16 protein-coding genes are annotated in these 17,443 nt (G+C 45.6%); 10 read left to right on the forward strand and 6 right to left on the reverse strand.

What is annotated here, in order from left to right; translation table 11 throughout:
- Positions 1–72 precede the first annotated feature (72 nt).
- The gene (locus OC23_RS01205; protein ID WP_038342195.1) at positions 73–321 is read left to right on the forward strand and encodes a hypothetical protein; all 249 of its coding nucleotides are present in this window, start codon (positions 73–75) and stop codon (positions 319–321) included.
- A gap of 24 nt (positions 322–345) precedes the next feature.
- On the opposite strand, the gene OC23_RS01210 is transcribed toward OC23_RS01205, so the two are convergent.
- The gene (locus OC23_RS01210) at positions 346–795 is read right to left on the reverse strand and encodes a MerR family transcriptional regulator (protein ID WP_038342196.1); all 450 of its coding nucleotides are present in this window, start codon (positions 793–795) and stop codon (positions 346–348) included.
- A gap of 61 nt (positions 796–856) precedes the next feature.
- Here OC23_RS01210 and OC23_RS01215 point away from each other — a divergent pair, with 61 nt between their 5' ends.
- Entirely contained in the window at positions 857–1,498 is a 642-nt protein-coding gene (locus OC23_RS01215) for a cation transporter (protein WP_038342197.1), read from the forward strand.
- Positions 1,499–1,727: 229 nt separating this feature from the next.
- On the opposite strand, the gene rsmI is transcribed toward OC23_RS01215, so the two are convergent.
- Positions 1,728–2,573: a 16S rRNA (cytidine(1402)-2'-O)-methyltransferase gene (rsmI, locus tag OC23_RS01220; protein WP_038342198.1), complete on the reverse strand. Its 846-nt coding sequence runs from the start codon at positions 2,571–2,573 to the stop codon at positions 1,728–1,730.
- Between the two features lie 16 nt (positions 2,574–2,589).
- On the opposite strand from rsmI, the gene OC23_RS01225 reads away from it, so the two are divergent.
- The 4 genes from OC23_RS01225 to OC23_RS01240 all read left to right on the forward strand — a co-directional run bounded on the left by OC23_RS01225 (position 2,590) and on the right by OC23_RS01240 (position 5,596).
- Positions 2,590–3,522 carry a penicillin-binding protein activator gene (locus OC23_RS01225; RefSeq protein WP_038342199.1) on the forward strand — a complete coding sequence of 311 codons (933 nt, stop codon included), beginning with the start codon at positions 2,590–2,592 and terminating at the stop codon, positions 3,520–3,522.
- Positions 3,523–3,531: 9 nt separating this feature from the next.
- On the forward strand, positions 3,532–3,939 hold the full coding sequence (locus tag OC23_RS01230) for a YraN family protein (RefSeq protein ID WP_038342200.1): 408 nt from the start codon (positions 3,532–3,534) through the stop codon (positions 3,937–3,939).
- A gap of 67 nt (positions 3,940–4,006) precedes the next feature.
- Complete coding sequence (locus OC23_RS01235) at positions 4,007–4,720, forward strand: BON domain-containing protein (protein WP_038342201.1); 714 nt, start codon at positions 4,007–4,009, stop codon at positions 4,718–4,720.
- 3 nt (positions 4,721–4,723) lie between these two features.
- Complete coding sequence (locus OC23_RS01240; protein WP_038342202.1) at positions 4,724–5,596, forward strand: alpha/beta hydrolase; 873 nt, start codon at positions 4,724–4,726, stop codon at positions 5,594–5,596.
- A 70-nt stretch (positions 5,597–5,666) separates the two neighbouring features.
- Here OC23_RS01240 and OC23_RS01245 read toward each other — a convergent pair whose 3' ends face one another.
- Positions 5,667–5,915 carry a helix-turn-helix domain-containing protein gene (locus tag OC23_RS01245; RefSeq protein ID WP_038342203.1) on the reverse strand — a complete coding sequence of 83 codons (249 nt, stop codon included), beginning with the start codon at positions 5,913–5,915 and terminating at the stop codon, positions 5,667–5,669.
- Between the two features lie 206 nt (positions 5,916–6,121).
- On the opposite strand from OC23_RS01245, the gene OC23_RS01250 reads away from it, so the two are divergent.
- On the forward strand, positions 6,122–6,664 hold the full coding sequence (locus tag OC23_RS01250) for a hypothetical protein (RefSeq protein WP_052209124.1): 543 nt from the start codon (positions 6,122–6,124) through the stop codon (positions 6,662–6,664).
- A gap of 7 nt (positions 6,665–6,671) precedes the next feature.
- Here the strand turns inward: OC23_RS01250 and nudC are convergent, their stop codons facing one another.
- From nudC to dnaQ, 3 genes are all read right to left on the reverse strand, one after another.
- Positions 6,672–7,424 carry an NAD(+) diphosphatase gene (gene nudC / locus OC23_RS01255; protein ID WP_038342204.1) on the reverse strand — a complete coding sequence of 251 codons (753 nt, stop codon included), beginning with the start codon at positions 7,422–7,424 and terminating at the stop codon, positions 6,672–6,674.
- Positions 7,424–9,070, reverse strand: a complete 1,647-nt coding sequence (locus OC23_RS01260; RefSeq protein ID WP_038342205.1) for a hypothetical protein — start codon at positions 9,068–9,070, stop codon at positions 7,424–7,426. The genes nudC and OC23_RS01260 overlap by 1 nt, the downstream gene beginning before the upstream one ends.
- A 127-nt stretch (positions 9,071–9,197) precedes the next feature.
- A complete protein-coding gene (gene dnaQ, locus OC23_RS01265; protein WP_038342576.1) occupies positions 9,198–10,547 on the reverse strand; it encodes a DNA polymerase III subunit epsilon in 1,350 nt (449 codons plus the stop codon).
- A gap of 332 nt (positions 10,548–10,879) precedes the next feature.
- On the opposite strand from dnaQ, the gene OC23_RS01270 reads away from it, so the two are divergent.
- The 3 genes from OC23_RS01270 to yejB all read left to right on the forward strand — a co-directional run bounded on the left by OC23_RS01270 (position 10,880) and on the right by yejB (position 17,443).
- On the forward strand, positions 10,880–14,134 hold the full coding sequence (locus tag OC23_RS01270; RefSeq protein ID WP_038342206.1) for a LysM peptidoglycan-binding domain-containing protein: 3,255 nt from the start codon (positions 10,880–10,882) through the stop codon (positions 14,132–14,134).
- A 6-nt stretch (positions 14,135–14,140) separates the two neighbouring features.
- Positions 14,141–15,982, forward strand: coding sequence for an extracellular solute-binding protein (locus OC23_RS01275; RefSeq protein WP_038342207.1), 1,842 nt, complete (start codon positions 14,141–14,143; stop codon positions 15,980–15,982).
- 393 nt (positions 15,983–16,375) lie between these two features.
- Positions 16,376–17,443 carry a microcin C ABC transporter permease YejB gene (yejB, locus tag OC23_RS01280; protein WP_038342208.1) on the forward strand — a complete coding sequence of 356 codons (1,068 nt, stop codon included), beginning with the start codon at positions 16,376–16,378 and terminating at the stop codon, positions 17,441–17,443.

Genomic DNA, 17,443 nt, shown 5'->3' on the forward strand with positions numbered 1-17,443 from the left:
GCGATGATGAGAGTGAGGGCTTGCTGGCATGATCTCAATGCTGACAGCCCCTGATCTTGTGGGGAGATTAATATGACGGATATGAATGATTACGACGAAAACACAGAAGATTCTGCTGTAGATGACGAAGAGGCGAAAGCGGCAGAAAATGGAGCAGATAGCGAAGAATCAAGCGCTAATGATGCTGATCTGGCTGAAGCAGAAACCTTGACGGTGACCGCCAAGCAGAAACAGCGTCAGGCACTGGAAGATGAAGTCGCTGCATTTCTGGCACGTGGTGGGCGTATTACCGAAGTGCCACCCGGTGAACATCAGGACTAAGCTGAATCAGCTCATAAAAAGGCATCACGGTTGTGGTGCTTTTTTATGTTGATGGGATTCATGCGCACAGTCGAGTGGCTGATGCAGTTCTTTTAAAATTCCACATTGTTCAATAGTGCGGTGCTGGGAGCATTGCTGTTTTAAATGGGTTAAATCCTGTTTGAGATGTTCCAGATTTTTAATCTTCTGGGAAACCTCGGCCAGATACTGATCAATCAGATGATCGACCTGCATACAGGTCTGCTTTGGATTTGCGGCCAGCTGCTTAAGCCTTTGAATGTCCTGCAAGGTAATGCCCAGTTCGCGGCAATGCTTGAGAAATAAAAGCTCGGACAGCATCTGTTCAGAATAATGCCGATAATTGCCCGCCGTGCGACCGGCTTTCTCAAGCAGTCCAATTTTTTCATAATAACGAATGGTATCGACAGATACGCCGGTCTTTTTAGCCAGTTGTCCAATCGTAAAATTCATCATGCTTGACTCTGGAGTTACTCTAGGGTTTTAAATCACTATAAAAGATTATGTGAGAAAAGTCATGGCTGGATGTGGTTGCAATACAAGCTGTTCCCCAACACAAAAGATAAGTCCCAAGTTTAGAAAAGCGCTATGGTTTGCGCTGATCCTGAATGCGCTGATGTTCTTTGTCGAGATCATCGGCGGGTCGCAGGCACGCTCGGTTTCACTGTGGGCAGATGCCCTCGATTTTGCTGGCGATGCTGCCAATTACGCGATTTCGTTGGCGGTACTCTCCATGACCCTGTACTGGCGGGCAACGGCCGCCTTGCTCAAAGGCATCACGATGGCTGCATTTGGAGTTTTTGTAATTGTAAAAGTGTTCTGGTCATGGTGGCTGGGAATCACACCAGAGCCAATGCTGATGGGAATGATCGGAGTGCTGGCCTTGACGGTGAATGTGGTTTGCGCATTGATGCTCTATGCTTTCCGTGACGGCGATGCCAATATGCGTTCGGTGTGGTTATGTAGCCGGAATGATGCGATTGCCAATATTGCAATTATCATTGCCGCGGTTGGGGTTTTTGGCACAGAAACCATGTTTCCCGATTTATTGGTGGCTTTTGTAATTGCATACCTGGGGGTGTCTTCAGGACTGAGTGTGATTAAACAGGCGAGAGCTGAACGTAAGCAAGATAAAACCGGGACGTTGAGTTCTGTTTAAATGGTTGAAAAGTTTTAGGCTGAGCGGGCATCTCGATACGCTTTCGTGGGGCGGCATGAATGCCGCCGTTCGCCTGTCTTGCGCTGCTTCAAAGTGTTATTTTGAAATTGTTCAGGATGTGTCATCAGCCTAAAAAAGGTTTCTGCTTACTTTTTTTAAGTAACCGGCCAAAGGCATTTCCTGAAATCTGGACAAGAACCCAGCAAGACTTCGTAGTTAAAACGTTTTTCTACGATTGATTATTTTGAGTCAACTCCAAAGCACGCTGATAAGCCACTTTCTTTTTAATACCCGTCAAATCAGCAGCCAGTTGCGATGCCGCTTTTACCGATAAATCCTGTAATAAGCGCTTTAATAACTCATCCAGTTTATCCTGTTCCATATCTTTTTCGGCAGCGGCGCCACCCACCACAACCACGATTTCTCCTTTTTCCTGATTGTGATCATTTTCAATAAAAGTCACCAGTTCCTTTAAGGTCATTTTACGGATGGTTTCAAAGGTCTTGGTAATTTCACGGGCAAAGCCTACCGGGCGATCTTCACCGAACACCTGAACCATATCCTGGATACAGGCCAGAATACGGTGTGGCGCTTCATAGAAAATCAGGGTCTGGGTTTCATCTTTGAGCTTTTCCAGCTGGCTAATCCGTTGAGACGCTTTCGAGGGTAAGAATCCTTCAAAACTGAAACGATCACTCGGTAGGCCTACCGCACTCAAGGCAGCAATGGCTGCACAGGCACCCGGTACCGGAATCACGCGAATGCCGTGTTCCTGTGCTGCCCGCACCAGTTTAAATCCCGGATCACTAATCAGTGGTGTTCCGGCATCACTAATTAAGGCAACATTCTCACCATTTAGCATTTTTTGGAGAAGTTGATCAATTTTGTTACTTTCGTTGTGATCGTGGCACGCTGTCAGCGGAGTTGAGATATTATAGTGCTTGAATAACTGAGCAGATTGACGAGTGTCTTCTGCGGCAACTACCGATACGGACTTCAAAATATCAATTGCACGAAAGGTCATGTCATCTAAGTGCCCAATCGGGGTTGCTACAACAAATAATTGAGCACTCATAAAAGGTAACTCCCTCATGTATTACAAAAAATATTGGCTGCTACTCAGTTTGGCAGCAATCGTAAGCCCGGTTTATGCGGACGTACTGGTGATTCTACCTGAATCTGGTACGATGGCGCGAGCTGGTCAGAGCATAAAACGCGGTTTCTTGAGCGCTTATACAGCATCTGGCAGTAAAGAAAAAATCATTTTTGTCGATTCGGCCAAAAACAGTATCGATACTATTTTTAAAAAGCGGGTCAATAACAAGACCAGCCTGATTGTTGGGCCATTGGCCAGACCCGAGATCGAAAGTGTCATGCAGCGCCAGCCTGCGATTCCCGTGTTGGCATTGAATGATGTAAATACCCAGACCACCAATGTCTGGCAGTTCAGTCTGGCCAAGCAACATGATGCAGTCGCCTTAAACCAGTTGCTGAAAAAAGACAAGGTGAAAAAGTTGCTGGTGCTGCGTCAGCCGGGAACAGAGTCTGCAACAGAGTTGTTTATGATGGCCCTCATGTCCGAATTTGGTCCCGATATTCATGTGATAAGTGACATTCCGAAGAAACTGGCTCGCAAAGAAGGCTTGTTATTGCTTGGTGATTATCAATGGGTGGCACAATTGGGGTCACTGCCGGAAAAGAATATTTATGCGACCGCATTAAGTATTGAACAGGATAAACCGATTCCGGCAGGTTTGAGTTTCTGCGATACGCCTGCCTTATATAACGGGCAATGGGCCGATGTGATCAAGGCCTATAAAGAGCAGCCTGAAAATATGGCATTTCAGCGCTTACTGGCTTTTGGTGGCGATGCCTGGACGATCAGCCAGCAGTTTTTAACCAGTCCGGAGCGTAAGTTTAATTTTGAAGGGCGTACCGGCGCCATTAATGTCAGGGATGGTAAAATTGACCGGCAGCCTTATTGCTATCAGCAACAGAAAAATGGCCTGCAGGTATTGAAATAAGGTCTGGCCATGCAAGCACAAGTTCAGGATTTGGGGCAATGGGCTGAGCAGACGGCGCTGGCCCTTTTACAATCACATCAATATGAATGTGTTGAGCGGAATTACCATTCTCGTTATGGTGAAATTGACCTGATTGTAGAGCGACAGCATGAGCTGGTGTTTGTCGAGGTTAAAGCCAGATCGGCTGGAAGTTATGCCGGGGCGAGTGAAGTGCTTTCTTCTGCCCAGCAGCGGAAAATTATTAAAACCGCACAGCTATTTTTACAGAAATATCCTAAATATTATGACTTTGACTGCCGTTTTGATGTGATTTGTTTTGATTTTCCACAGAAATTTGCAAAAACAGTACAACCAGATTTTTCAAAATTGCAGTATGATCAGCAGTGGATTGAACATGCCTTTACTTTAGATGAGTGAATGGATAAGGTCTGAAACTGAATATTGCAATTGAACACATGTGTTTGTAGTTAGGGAGTCTTGCCAAGTGTTAAAACGTTTAACGATTACGTTACTTTGCGCTGCAAGTTTATCGGGATGTGCGAGTTTTATTTCTGGTGGTACCGGAACTTCACCAGTCGGAACAGAGAGTGGTGAACGTAGTCTAGGGCAGATCTTTATTGATTCATCAATCAAACGTACTGCAAATATCAATTTATATAAGCTGGATCATCGCTTCAAGCAGTCCCGTATTAATATCGAAAGCTTTCATAGTAATGTTTTATTGACCGGGCAAGTACCAGATCCTTATTTGAAACAGCTGGCAGAAGACAATTTGCGTTCAATGTCGGATGTTAAGGCTGTACACAACTATATTACCGTTGGCGACAAGGTGGGCTATAACACCATTATGCAGGATGCAACCGTGACTGCAAATACGCGTGGCCTGTTAATGAAAGCACCGGTGGTTTCGGACAGTAAAGTGCTGGTCCATACCGAAAATGGTGTGTTGTATGTGATGGGGCGTTTAAACACAGCTGAATCAAGAGATCTGGATGATGTTTTACAAAAAGTCGGTAATGTGACTAAAATTGTGACACTCATTGACAATACGGATCAGCCTACAGGGACTGTAGCAAGCTCAACTGCAGCAGCAACGCCGATGGTCGGAACAGCAACCACACAACCTTTAGTTGAGACACCGGTTGCAATTGATCCTGATCAGGCGGACCCTGCGACCATTACCCCAACCAATCCTTAATCTATGAAGCAGCTCATCCAGCAAGTACAAGAAAATGTCAGCAAGGCGAAAACGTTTTATCAGGAGTTTCGCCTTTATGATTTTGCCAGTTATTCGCTTAACTATTTGACGCCTAAAGATAGCTTTGAAAAAGAAGAGCATCTGGCCTATGGACTCAAGGCAAGACAGCGTCTGGATTTGTATCGTACCAAAACGCCGAAAAAGCAAAGACCGCTGATTGTTTTTGTACACGGCGGTTCCTGGCAGCATGGCAATAAACGTGACTATTTGTTTGTTGGAGAAAGCTTTGCCAAAGAAGGGTATGATGTTGCGGTCATCAATTACCATCTTGCACCTGCGTATATCTTTCCGACTTTTATTGATGACCTTGCACTGGCAATTCATTACCTCAACCAGAATCAGGAAAAACTGCATATCTCTACAGAGAATATCATTCTGATGGGGCATTCTGCCGGTGCATTCAATGTCATGTCTGTCGTGTATTCAGCCTATTCGCATAACTTCAGGTACAAGGACAAGATTCGTGCCATTGTTGGTATGGCGGGACCTTATCATTTTGATTATAAAGGTGATCCACTGGCAGAGCATGCTTTTGACCAGAAGGTTTCGTATCAGCAGGTGATGCCTTATTACTTTATTGAGCCGAACCGGATTAAGCATTATTTGCTGATGGCTGAACAGGATCAGCTGGTGGGTAAAGAAAACAGTTTTGATCTGGATAAAGCTTTAAGAGAAAAGGGCAATCATAGTCATATCGCCGTGATACCCAAAACAGGGCATATTACCATTGTGGCGACGCTGGCAAGCCTGATGAGTCATTATTTCAAGACAAAACGTACCATCCTGCATTTTCTTGATGAGGCATTGGAATCCTGAGGTCCTTTTAATATAGACAGAGCTCGCTGAGCAGATGAGGCAGATTGTCGGAATACGGCAGTCTGCCTTTTTAATTGGACTGCAGGGCATCTATCACCAGATGAATACCGGTGTGTGGATCAATGCTTAATGCATCGCAATACCATACATATTCAACGACATCCAGACGGCGTTCGCCTTGCTCGACTTTTTGTACATACGAATGTGGCTTAGCCATGCGCGATGCCAGTTCACGCATGGTCAGTTTTTGAATTTTGCGCTGCTGCTTAAGCCATTGGCACAAAATGTTCATTTCATCGGTATGGATGCTACTTGTCATTGTACCTATTTATGATACATTGGCTTAATTACCCAAAATAGGTACAAAAAACTGTTTTGGAACATCGTGTAAATAAAGCTTTGTTGATTGTTAACTCGATAACAAGAAAAGATGCAGGAACACGGTAATGTTGTGTGATCAGGTTAAACAGACCTTGGCTGTATTTGTCTTAAGGTCAGCAGGCAACTAAAAACAGGAGAAACCAAATGGAGGAAAAAAATTTCAATCGTGATATCAAGCATTGGACTCAAGCCTTGATCAAGAAAAATAACGCTGTTCCCGACATTTTATCTTTACAGGTCCATTTGCTTGATCAGGATGTCTTGTTTCCAGATGTCGTCGCTGCCACATTGGCAAATCTTTTTCATTATTTGATACGCCATGAAAATGGACAATGTGAGCCGAACCTTTCTGCCCAGATTCAACAATTATTCCAATATTATCCTGTTACACAGCAAAAACTGGTGCAACATATACTTGATTCAGGCTCCACACTGACTGTGGAGCATATTGCTGCACAACTCTGCAATATTACTCATTTTCTTGATCAACCTGGCCGTTACTGGTTAATCCGGCAGTCGCTCAGAATCATGTTTTATCGGCAGTGGCCGGATGAGCAGGTCAGGGAGATACTTGATCATTTCTTTGGCGCCTTACAGCTGGATGCAAATCAGGTGCTGCAAGCTGTTTGGGGGGCACCAGACGAAACAGGGCAGTTGATCCGGCCTGTTACCGGGTCAACTGAATAAACCGGCTTCAGGCAGTTTTTTGCTTTCCGGTCATCTGCATGATCATGTTATGCGCAATACTGCCTTTGAAGGGAATTTCTGGCAGCTGGTCAAATTTAAAGAATTGAGCATCACTAATTTCTTCAAGCTGTAGCCGGATATCTCCCGACTCGTATTCGGCATGAAAGGCAATCATCAGATTGCTTGGAAAAGGCCAGGGCTGGCTCGACATGTAACGGATATTTTTCAGTTTTAGGCCGACTTCTTCAAAAGCCTCTCGTTGCACGGCTTCTTCCAGTGTTTCCCCAACTTCAACAAACCCTGCAATGAGACCATACATATTGCTTTTGTTATGTGCTGACTTGGCCAGCAGCACTTCATCATCACCTTTGGTAATAATCGTGATAATACATGGCTGAACACGCGGATATTGGTGATAGCCACAAGCCGGGCAGACCATGGCATACTCTTTGGCATGTACCTCGGTTGCATGGCCGCAATGGCTACAGAATTTATGGTTACGTCGCCATTCTAGCAGCTGTACGGCTCGGCTGGCTTGCAAGAAGTCGCTACCTGACCAGCGCTGGATCAGTTCCCGTATAGGAACCAGTTGGTAGCCTTCGGGAATGGCTTCATGCTCGAGAAGATCACGTGCAATGACGTGATCATCTTGATGGACAGGCAGGTCACTTGCCAGTTTTTCAACTTTCGGTAGTTGAAAGTTTTCGTCTACTAAAAGCTTTTGATGTTGAAAAATATAGGCAAGTGAGAGCTGGGTCATTATGCGGCTTTGGTTTGTAATTGCTGACTGTTTGATAATGCCACATCAAACATAGATTGCAAGACCGGTTGCTTGTTCTTCAGGTTGTCGACCAGCAAATCCAGCCCTGCCACAACATTTAAAATACAGTTAATTTCGTCTGCTGAAAAAGCCTGATGCTGCGCCAGACGATTTTGAGCGAATTGTGCTGTACCCAATAATGCATTTTGCTGGGCTGAACTGCCGAGGAACAGGGCAGCTCCGGCAAGTTCTTTGAGGTAGTCCGGTAAGGCATCCAGACTATGGGCTGCCGGGTCCTGCGTATACAGGCTGACAGTCTGTGTCAATGTGTCTACCAGAGTTTTGGTTTCAGTCAATAAGGCCTGATGTGCTTCGTCGAGACGATCCAGCGAGATTTGCATGTTATTGACGCGTAACTGTAGGCGGCTTGAGGTGTAGTTGCGCTCCAGGATACCAATCGAGTTCATCGATGCCAGAATGCTGTTCATGAGCTGCTGAACTGAGGTGGCATCGGTTAAAGTGTTAGGCAAGCTCAGTTTTTCAGCCTGCTGGGTTAACTCGCGTGCAGCCTCATTAAGATTGAGTACCTTGAAAACATTGCACAGCTGGGTTAACTTTTGCTGAATTTCCCGGGTTTTTTCCGGAGACATATTTTGATGGTTATATTCAATCTCATTACGGATTTGTGCCATCTCTTCAGTCATCAACTGACTAACAGTATGTACGGTTTCATAGTCAGGGCCATATAAATGGCGGCTTAATACTTGAAGCTGGGTATCACTGAGTAACTCATCACCGATATTCAGCTGTTCACGGATATGCTCAGAAATTTCATCTTCCTGACTGATACAGATACACAAGATGTCGGCAAGGTCGGCGATGCTATTTTTGAATGTTGCCGGTTGTGCCAGAAACTTGCCCAGATTGGTTTCAATTTGAATCAGGGTGCGTAAGCGTGCTTCAGTAATTGAAAGTTCATCAATATGGCTTAAACCGACATTGACCAGTTGCCAGTATTGCTGGCTCGGCTGATGCTGGGCCAAACCGGCCGCATAGACGCCAACCAGCTTGATACCCTGCAAATCAAGTGGCGTTTCTAGCTGTTTGATCAGCTTGTTTAAACACAGTTTATAAAGTTGATGGATGTATTGTGATTTTTCCAGATTTGGGGCCTGAGGCAAATTAAAGCTTGGTGTAATCAGTTCAAGCAAGGGCTGAACGGTCTGACCTTCTTTGGTGAGCGGTTTGCCTAAAGCCTTCTCTAAACGGTTCAGGGTATCGAGCAGGAACTGGGGAACTTTAACTTCGCGTAAGCAGATAAATTCAATATAACGCTTCAGCATGGTGGTGCCTTCACTGAGGGCAACCACATCACTGGTCTGGATGTGCTGGGGATGCGCCATGATTTTACGCATCAGCTCGGCAGAGTATTGGGTAATCTGTGACAAATGAGGCATATCAATCAATGCAAGCACCTGCGTACATTGTTCAAACTGGTTAAGTGCGTCATCAATTCCGAATGGTAAGGCTTGTTCTTCGGCAAGGGTATTGACTGCTGTTTCTACCAATTTAATCGAGTTATCGATCTCATTTTTTATTATTAATAGTGCTGTTGGGTCGAAGTGAATCGAGGTTTGGTAAGACATATGACCTACACCTTTCCTGAGTTGTTATATCCATGGGTCTTCTTTTTCAGAAGACCTAAATCTTTAATAGTTAATATAACGTAAGTTTTTAAACTTGAAATACAAAAAATTACATTGAGCGGTAAATTTATTTTGCGAAAAGGCAAGGCTCTCCATGTTTTTGCTCAAATTGTTTGACCCAGGTCTCATGTTGGTTAAGTTCATGTTCTGAAGGTTCAATGACGGGTAGTTCAACCTCGATACGTTGACGGGTGGTTTTATTCTGTTTCTGTTCAGCCTGGGAAAGGGCATCCATATCAAATGAAACCTGTCCACCGGTCATGGCCAGATAAACATCTGCCAGAATTTCCGCATCGAGTAATGCGCCGTGGAAAGTACGATCCCGTGCCGGAATTTCATAACGGCGTACCAGCGCATCCAGTGAGTTTTTTTGTCCCGGATGTTTATTTTTGGCCAGTGCCAGCGTATCGGTAACTTCACAGACTTCCGACAGCTGAGGCAAGCCGACCCGCTGGAACTCCATGTCCAGGAAGTTCATATCGAAGGTTGCGTTATGCGCAATGATTTCTGCGCCTTTCAAGTAGGCAAACAGGGTATCGGCAATTTCTGCGTATTTGGGTTTGTCCTGTAAAAACTCATCGGTAATACCGTGGACATTGACCGAGTCACCTACAGGTTTTTCAGGATTGATATAGATATGGATGGAGCTGCCGGTCAGTTTGCGGTTGATCATCTCGATGGCGCCAACTTCAATAATCCGGTCACCATCCTGATAGTAAAAGCCTGTCGTTTCGGTATCCAGAATGAGCTGACGCGGGCCTTGCAGTTTTAATTTTGCCTCGGTCATCACGATCTGCGGGTGCTGATTGCTAATGACCGGTTGTACTGTTTCCTGCACCGTTTCGGTTTCTTCTGGTGCATCAGCTTCTATTTCTTCCATTATTTCAGCATCATCCACATCTGTATCCAGGTCCAGGCCGAAAGGATCATTCAAGAGCCAGTCAGCTTCAGGCTTTTTTATATCAGCGTTAGCCTGAGATGGTTTTTTTAATTGCTGGGCAGTTTGTTCGGCGCCTAAATTTGCCAACTGATCTGCCATTTCATTACCTTCGTGGCCGGCATGGCCCTTAATCCAGTTCCACTCAATCTTGCGGTTGGCACAGACGGCATCCAGCTTTTGCCACAAGTCCGGATTTTTAACATCTTTCCAGTTTTTCTTTTTCCAGCCATGAATCCATTCAGTAATGCCTTGTTTTACGTAATTGGAGTCAGTCCAGATAATGAGCTGGGCATCTACCGGGCAAAAAGAAATACCTTCGATGGCGGCCTGAAGTTCCATCCGGTTATTGGTTGTTTCCGGCTCTCCGCCACAAAGTTTGTGTTCACCCTGTTCGGTAATGACATACGCACCCCAACCACCGAGACCCGGGTTTCCCTTGCATGCGCCATCAACGTAAAGCGTGATTGTTTGTGACATATCTGAACCTGAACAATAAATAATAAACAGCGTGAAAATATATGTATTTGCAATCTGCAACAGATTGCCAATAATTCAATTGAGCCTTAACTCATTTAACCGGAACCGGGGCGTTTTGCCGGGTTCTGGTCAAGCGGGAATTTTAGCATCCTCATGCGCTCAGGTGTATTGTAAAGCCAAATTCTGTTTTTGAACGTTACAAAACTCATCTTTTTTAATTTCTTGTAACATTTCCATGCAAATCACGTTAAATTATTACCTTGTCTAAGCGACATGCTTTAATACAATGGCAAATCTAAAGTAAAACTAGCGTGAGTTGACTGGAAGTTTTTATGTATAAATCGGGCACATTGGTGTGGCAAGCATCTGCAACATCATTATTCAAAATTACTGTACTCACTTCTGCTCTCGCCGCGTTGGGAATTACCACGGGTTGTTCATCAACACCTCAATCAAGCAAGGCTTCATCTTCTAAACAGGTGGGTTCTGGCTATCTGGATGCCAGCAGTCTGGATTCTCTGGAAGACCTGCTGTCTGCAACCGATATGCGTGCAGTGGAAGGAGACCGTTTGCTGGTTTTAAAACATGGTGACGTGTGGAAACGTATGACAGTCGGTTTCAAGATGGACCTGAACCACTGGGATTCGCGTATTGAAGCGCAACGTAGCTGGTTTATTTCACGTCAACCTTATCTGGACCGTTTAAGTGCCCGTGCCAGTCGTTATTTATATCACACCGTAAAAGAAGCAGAACGTCGCGGTATGCCGACCGAGCTGGCTTTACTTCCGATTATTGAAAGTTCGTATGACCCGGCAGCCACCAGTAGTGCAGCTGCTGCGGGTTTGTGGCAGTTTATCCCGAGTACGGGCCGTATTTATGGTTTACAGCAAACCAGCCTGTATGATGGTCGCCGTGATGTGGTTGAGTCAACCCGTGCCGCCTACGAGTTTTTTGGCAGCCTGTATAACCAGTTTGGTTCTTGGGAGCTTGCACTTGCTGCTTATAACGCAGGCCCGGGGCGTATCCAGCAGGCGATCAACCGTAACCGCGCTGCTGGTTTGCCAACCGATTACTGGTCATTAAAGCTTCCGCAAGAAACCATGAACTATGTACCGCGTTTCTTGGCTGTGGCGCAGATTATTAAAAATCCGGGTGCCTATGGGGTGAGTTTACCGCCAATTGCAAACCGTCCGCACTTCCGTGAAGTCAGCCTGTCTGCACCACTCGAGTTAAACCAGATTGCTGCCATTACCGGTTTAAGCCGCGCAGAACTGTATGCCTTGAACCCGGGATATCGTGGGGAAATGGTCGATCCAATGAGCCCGATGCGGATTTTGATTCCGGCCGATCTGAGCCCTTCAATTGATGCCAAGTTGCGTTCGGGTAAAGCAAGCTCTGGTGGGTTCTGGGCAAGCAGTAAAACGCCACCACCAATGGCCACCAATCCTTTGAGTAGCTCAACGACCATTCGTACCACAACCAGTAGTGGACAGACAACCCGTCCTTCTACCAGTACGCCACCGAACCTGACGGCAAGTAATACCACGCGGGTAACAGGTTCAGCTACGACCACCTCCAAGATCAATACGCCCCGCGGTTCTGATGCCCTGGCTTCTTTCGCGGCAGCAGCAGATGTTCCAAGTGCACCCCGAATTCCGGTCGCGATTACACCTGCGGCAAATATCAAGCCTGTAAAAACAGAACCGCCAATTTCAATGAAAGAGCGTGAGCAAATCACTGCTGCCATCAAGGAAGAAGGCAAAAAGGAAACTGTTGCCCAAGTGCTGGAACCACAGGCTACCCAGGCTGAGCGGGATCAGGTTGTCGCAGAAATCAAGGCCATTGCGCCGAAAGGAACCGAAATTATTGATCCGTTTGATGGCAAGATCAAACTGACTGCCATTCAAACCAGTCAGTCGGTTGCAGACGAGAAAGGGCAGGAAGTCAGTAAAGGATTTGCTTATCCGAAGAATCTGGTGGAAGACTCGGCAACTGCCAACAGTGAAGAGGCCAAGCGCAATCAGGGCAAACCGTATATCAAGACAGATACTGATGTGGTCGTCACTGCACCTAAAGGCAAACGTAGTACCTATGTGGTGCAGCCAGGTGATACGCTGGCCATCATTGCCCAGAAAAATGGTGTGAACTGGCGTGATATCGCGCAGTGGAACCAGATTGATCCGAATGGAACCCTGTTTGTGGGGGCAAGCCTATATTTATATGATGCCAAGCCTCAGCCCGAGGCACCAAAAGCTGCTGAAAAACCTGACAGCTATGTGGTGCAATCGGGGGATAGCCTGACTAATCTGGCTGCACGTTTTGACTTAAGCCTGAAACAGCTTGCCGATTATAACAACCTGTCTGTCACGGACGGTTTGTTTGTTGGGCAAAAACTAACCTTGATCGAGCCTAAAAATAGTTCACGTGCGCCGGCGCAAACAAGCCGTAACAATGACACCAAAGCGCCTGTAACCGCCAAGGTTGCGACAAAATCCTATACGGTTAAACGCGGTGAATATCTGAAACTGATTGCTGACCGTTATGCATTGTCGAATCAGGAACTGGCTGCTTTGACTTCGGGGTTAACTGCGGGCAGCAGTCTGTTTGTCGGGCAAAAAATCAATGTACCGTTGCATGAGGTTTCTCAGACCGAAGAAGCTGCTGAGCCTGCTAAAAATACGGTTAAATATGAAAATGTCAGTGCTTCGACCAGTTATAAAACCGAAAACTATACTGTGCAACGTGGCGATACCTTATCAAGCATTGCGACCAAGTCAAAAATTACGTTAAGTGAACTGGCTGAGCTGAATAACCTAAAGACAAATAGTGGCGTGCGTTTGGGACAAAGCCTGAAAATCCCGGCTGGTGCAACCGTGCCGGATCAGTATGTGGTTCAGTCGGGAGATAGCCTGAATGCGATTGCAGCCAAGTATAACCTGCAGTTGAGCTATCTGGCAGACCTGAATGGTTTGGAGCGCACGGCAGGTGTCCGTGTCGGCCAGCGTTTAAAACTTACAGGTGATGTACCTGCCAAAACCGCTGTCAGCAATAATGCCAAACCAAAAGAAAATACTACCCCGGATGTATATACCGTAAAGTCGGGTGATTCTTTGGGAAATATCGCAAACCGTTATAATTTACAGCTGGACTATATCGCCGCTTTAAATGGTCTGACCCGCACCAGTAATGTCCGTATTGGTCAAAAGCTGAAACTGACCGGAGAGCTGCCAAAAGCAGAGACCGCAAGTACCGATACAGCCAAGCCGACACCTAAGGCTGCGGGCAGAAATACGGAAAAATATACGGTCAAGGCAGGTGAATCACTGAATAGTCTTGCCAGCCGTTTTAATATGTCTGGCCGTGAACTGGCAGATTTGAATAATCTGAAAGCCAATACCAGTTTACAACGTGGACAGAGTATTCTGGTTCCTAAAACCATTGCCCAATACACGGTGAAACGTGGTGATACCCTGATTGGACTGGCAAGTCGTTATGGCATGGAAACCAACGCTTTGGCAGAAATGAATGACTTGACACCGAGTACCCAGTTACGTATTGGTGATGTGATTAAAGTTCCTAATCTGTAATTCGGCATGCATGCATTGCTTTGTACAAAAAGGCTTAGTCTGTTTTATGGACTAAGCCTTTTTGCTCCGGTTTCTTTTGCAGCCATGCAAACCACAGCGTATTTGGCCATGCATGTGCAGCCTAAATACGCCCAGTTCAAGGCCATGCCGTATGCCAATCCTAATGCACCAAAAGGCGGGATGTTGAGCCAGTCCAGTCTGGGCACCTTTGATAATTTAAACAGCATGAATGGCAAGGGCAGTTCGACTGAAGGTGTCAACTACCTGTTTGACAGCCTGATGGATCGTTCGCTTGATGAGCCACGGGTCATGTACCCCTTGCTGGCTGAAAAGGTCAGTTATGATCCAGACCATCTACAGGCAGTAACCTTTCACTTAAACCCCAAGGCCCGTTTTAACAATGGGTTGCCGTTAACGGCAGACGACGTCAAATTTACCTTTGATACCTACCAAAGCAAAGCCAATCTGGGCTTTCAAATGTATTTATCTGATCTGGCAAGAACAGAAGTGCTGTCCAGACATCAGGTTAAATTTATTTTCAAATCTAAAAATAATGTCGAAATGCCCCTGATTGTGGCAAGTTTACCGATCTATTCCAGACAGGACTGGAAAAATAAAGATTTTAGCCGCGTAACACTACAGCCGATTGTAGGCTCCGGGCCTTATGTGGTGGAGCATATTGATGCCGGGCGCAGTATTACCTATAAGCGTAGTCCGGATTATTGGGCCAAACACCTGCCTGTCAATCAAGGACGTTATAATTTTGACCGGCTCAAATACGTTTACTATCGTAATTTGGAAGTCAGTTTTGAAGGTTTTAAAGCGCGGCAATTTAACTTATATGAAGAAAAAAATATCCGTAACTGGATGACATCCTATAACTTTCCCGCAGTCCAGTCAGGGCAGGTCAAAAAGTACAAGGCCCGTTTAGGTACGCCGCTTGATATCCAGAGCCTGGTGTTTAATATCCGTCGCGCGCCTTTAAATGATATTTATCTGCGTCAGGCTCTCACCTATGCCTATGATTTTGAATGGCAAAATAAGGCCCTGTTTTTTAATCAAAACCGTCGTTTGCAGAGTTACTTTGATAATACCGATCTGGCTGCCACAGGACGGCCCGGTGCGGCGGAGCTGAAGATACTGCAGCCTTATCTGGCACAACTCAATCCGGTCATGCGACAGGGGGTAATGGCTGACTGGCATTATCCGGTTTCTGATGGCAGTGGTTTTAATCGCCGCAATTTACTGATCGCGCAAAAGATTTTAAAAGATGCCGGCTATGTTATTCGTGATGGCAAATTATATGACCATACTGGCAAAGCGGTTCAAATTGAGCTGTTGATGCAGCAGGAAAATCCGCAGCGTGAGCTGATGCCTTTTGTACGTAATCTGAAAAGACTCGGGATTCAGGTCAATCTTAGACAGGTAGATGTGCCGCAGTATATGGAGCGGATTCGCCGTCAGGATTTTGACATGATGGTATTAAAATTGCCGCAGACCTTAACACCGGGTAAAGAACAGGCCCAGTTCTGGGGAAGTGCTGCTGCAGATGAAGCAGGCAACTATAACTATTCAGGGATTAAACATCCTGTCATTGACCAGATGATTACAAAAATTGTCAGGGCCAGAACCCGTGAAGAGGTGGTGCTGTATAGCCGTATCCTCGATCGATTGTTACGTGCCGGTTATTACCAGATTTTGACCTATGGCAAACCTGAACGCTGGTTTGCTTATTGGGATATCTATCAGCAACCGTCAGTGAAGCCAAAGCTTTCTGTGGGATGGGAATATTGGTGGGTGGATGCAGATAAGGCCAAGAAACAGGGACAGTCTATACAAAAGCATTAATTAGAATGGTTTTGTCTGGCATTTGATGAAGTTGTTAGATTAATATGACAGAGCCAAACCGGGTTGTTATCTTGATTTTAGGCCAAGCTTTTTGCTGGAGTGACTTTGGTTTCGCCCAATAAGAAGCGATGCTACGAAAGCAAGAGTTCTGGCGCCGCCATAAACGTCGCTCACTACAAAACCTGAGGTGCGAATAGCAAAGATTTATTATCTTTGCCGTACCGCAAGGCGAAAGCTATGCTTGAGTATAGACTACGCAGGTTGTTGCCTTGCGCTTCACCAAAGCTTTAGTCGCTTTGGCTTGCTCAGGTTCTGGATGGTGTTTCCGTGTATTTTATCTCATGTTCGATTTCATAAAAACTTAGTAAATGAATGAATAAGGGTTCGATTTCAATGGTTCACTATATTCTCAAAAGAATGTTGTTGATGATCCCGACACTATTTTTTATTTTATTGATCAATTTCTTGATTGTGCAAATTGCGCCTGGCGGGCCGGTTGAACAGGCCATCCAGCAAATTCAGACTGCACAAGGTCTGGGAACTGGCGCAAGTGGTCAGTCGAATCTGGCAAATCTGGCCCAATATCAGGGGGCACGGGGGTTAAGCCCCGAAATGATTGAAACAATCAAAGCCCAGTACGGTTTTGACCGCCCCGCTACAGAGCGGTTCTGGTTAATGCTGAAAGGATATGCACGTCTGGATTTTGGCAGCAGTTTTTTTAAGGATAAGCCTGTTACCCAGCTATTATACGAAAAAATGCCTGTGACCCTGTCTTTAGGGTTGTGGAGTACTTTCCTGATCTACCTGATTGCCATTCCATTGGGGATTAAAAAAGCCAAAAGTAATGGCTTGCTGTTTGATCAATCCACATCATTACTGCTGGCAGTAAGTTATGCCATTCCATCGTTTGTTTTTGCTATCTTATTAGTCGTTTTTTTTGCCGGGGGGAGCTATCTGCAATGGTTTCCTTTGCAGGGGCTGGTCTCTGAAAATTTTAGCCAGTTGAGTTTGTTGGCAAAAATCAAGGACTATCTGTGGCATATGTGTTTGCCGATTCTGAGCATGCTGCTGGGCAGCTTTGCAGCTCGTAGCTATCTCACCAAATATGCCTTTGTAGAAGAGCTGAACAAGCCTTATGTATTAACAGCCCGGGCCAAGGGGTTAAGTGAGCACCAGGTCCTGTATGGACATGTATTTCGTAACGCGATTCTGATTGTGGTGGCAGCCTTGCCTGAAACGCTGGTGGGGATTTTCTTTGTCGGAAACCTGTTTATCGAGATTATTTTTAATCTGGATGGGATTGGCCTATTAGGTTTCGAGGCGATTACCCAGCGGGATTATCCGGTTATTTTTGGTACCCTGTTTTTATTTACCTTATTCGGCATGATTTTACGCCTGATCGGTGACTTGCTTTATCAGGCCATTGATCCTCGCATTGATTTTGAGTCAAGAGGTCGTTAA

Origin of the sequence: Acinetobacter sp. A47 (assembly GCF_000805455.1) — a bacterium.
In the GTDB taxonomy this organism is placed as follows: domain Bacteria; phylum Pseudomonadota; class Gammaproteobacteria; order Pseudomonadales; family Moraxellaceae; genus Acinetobacter.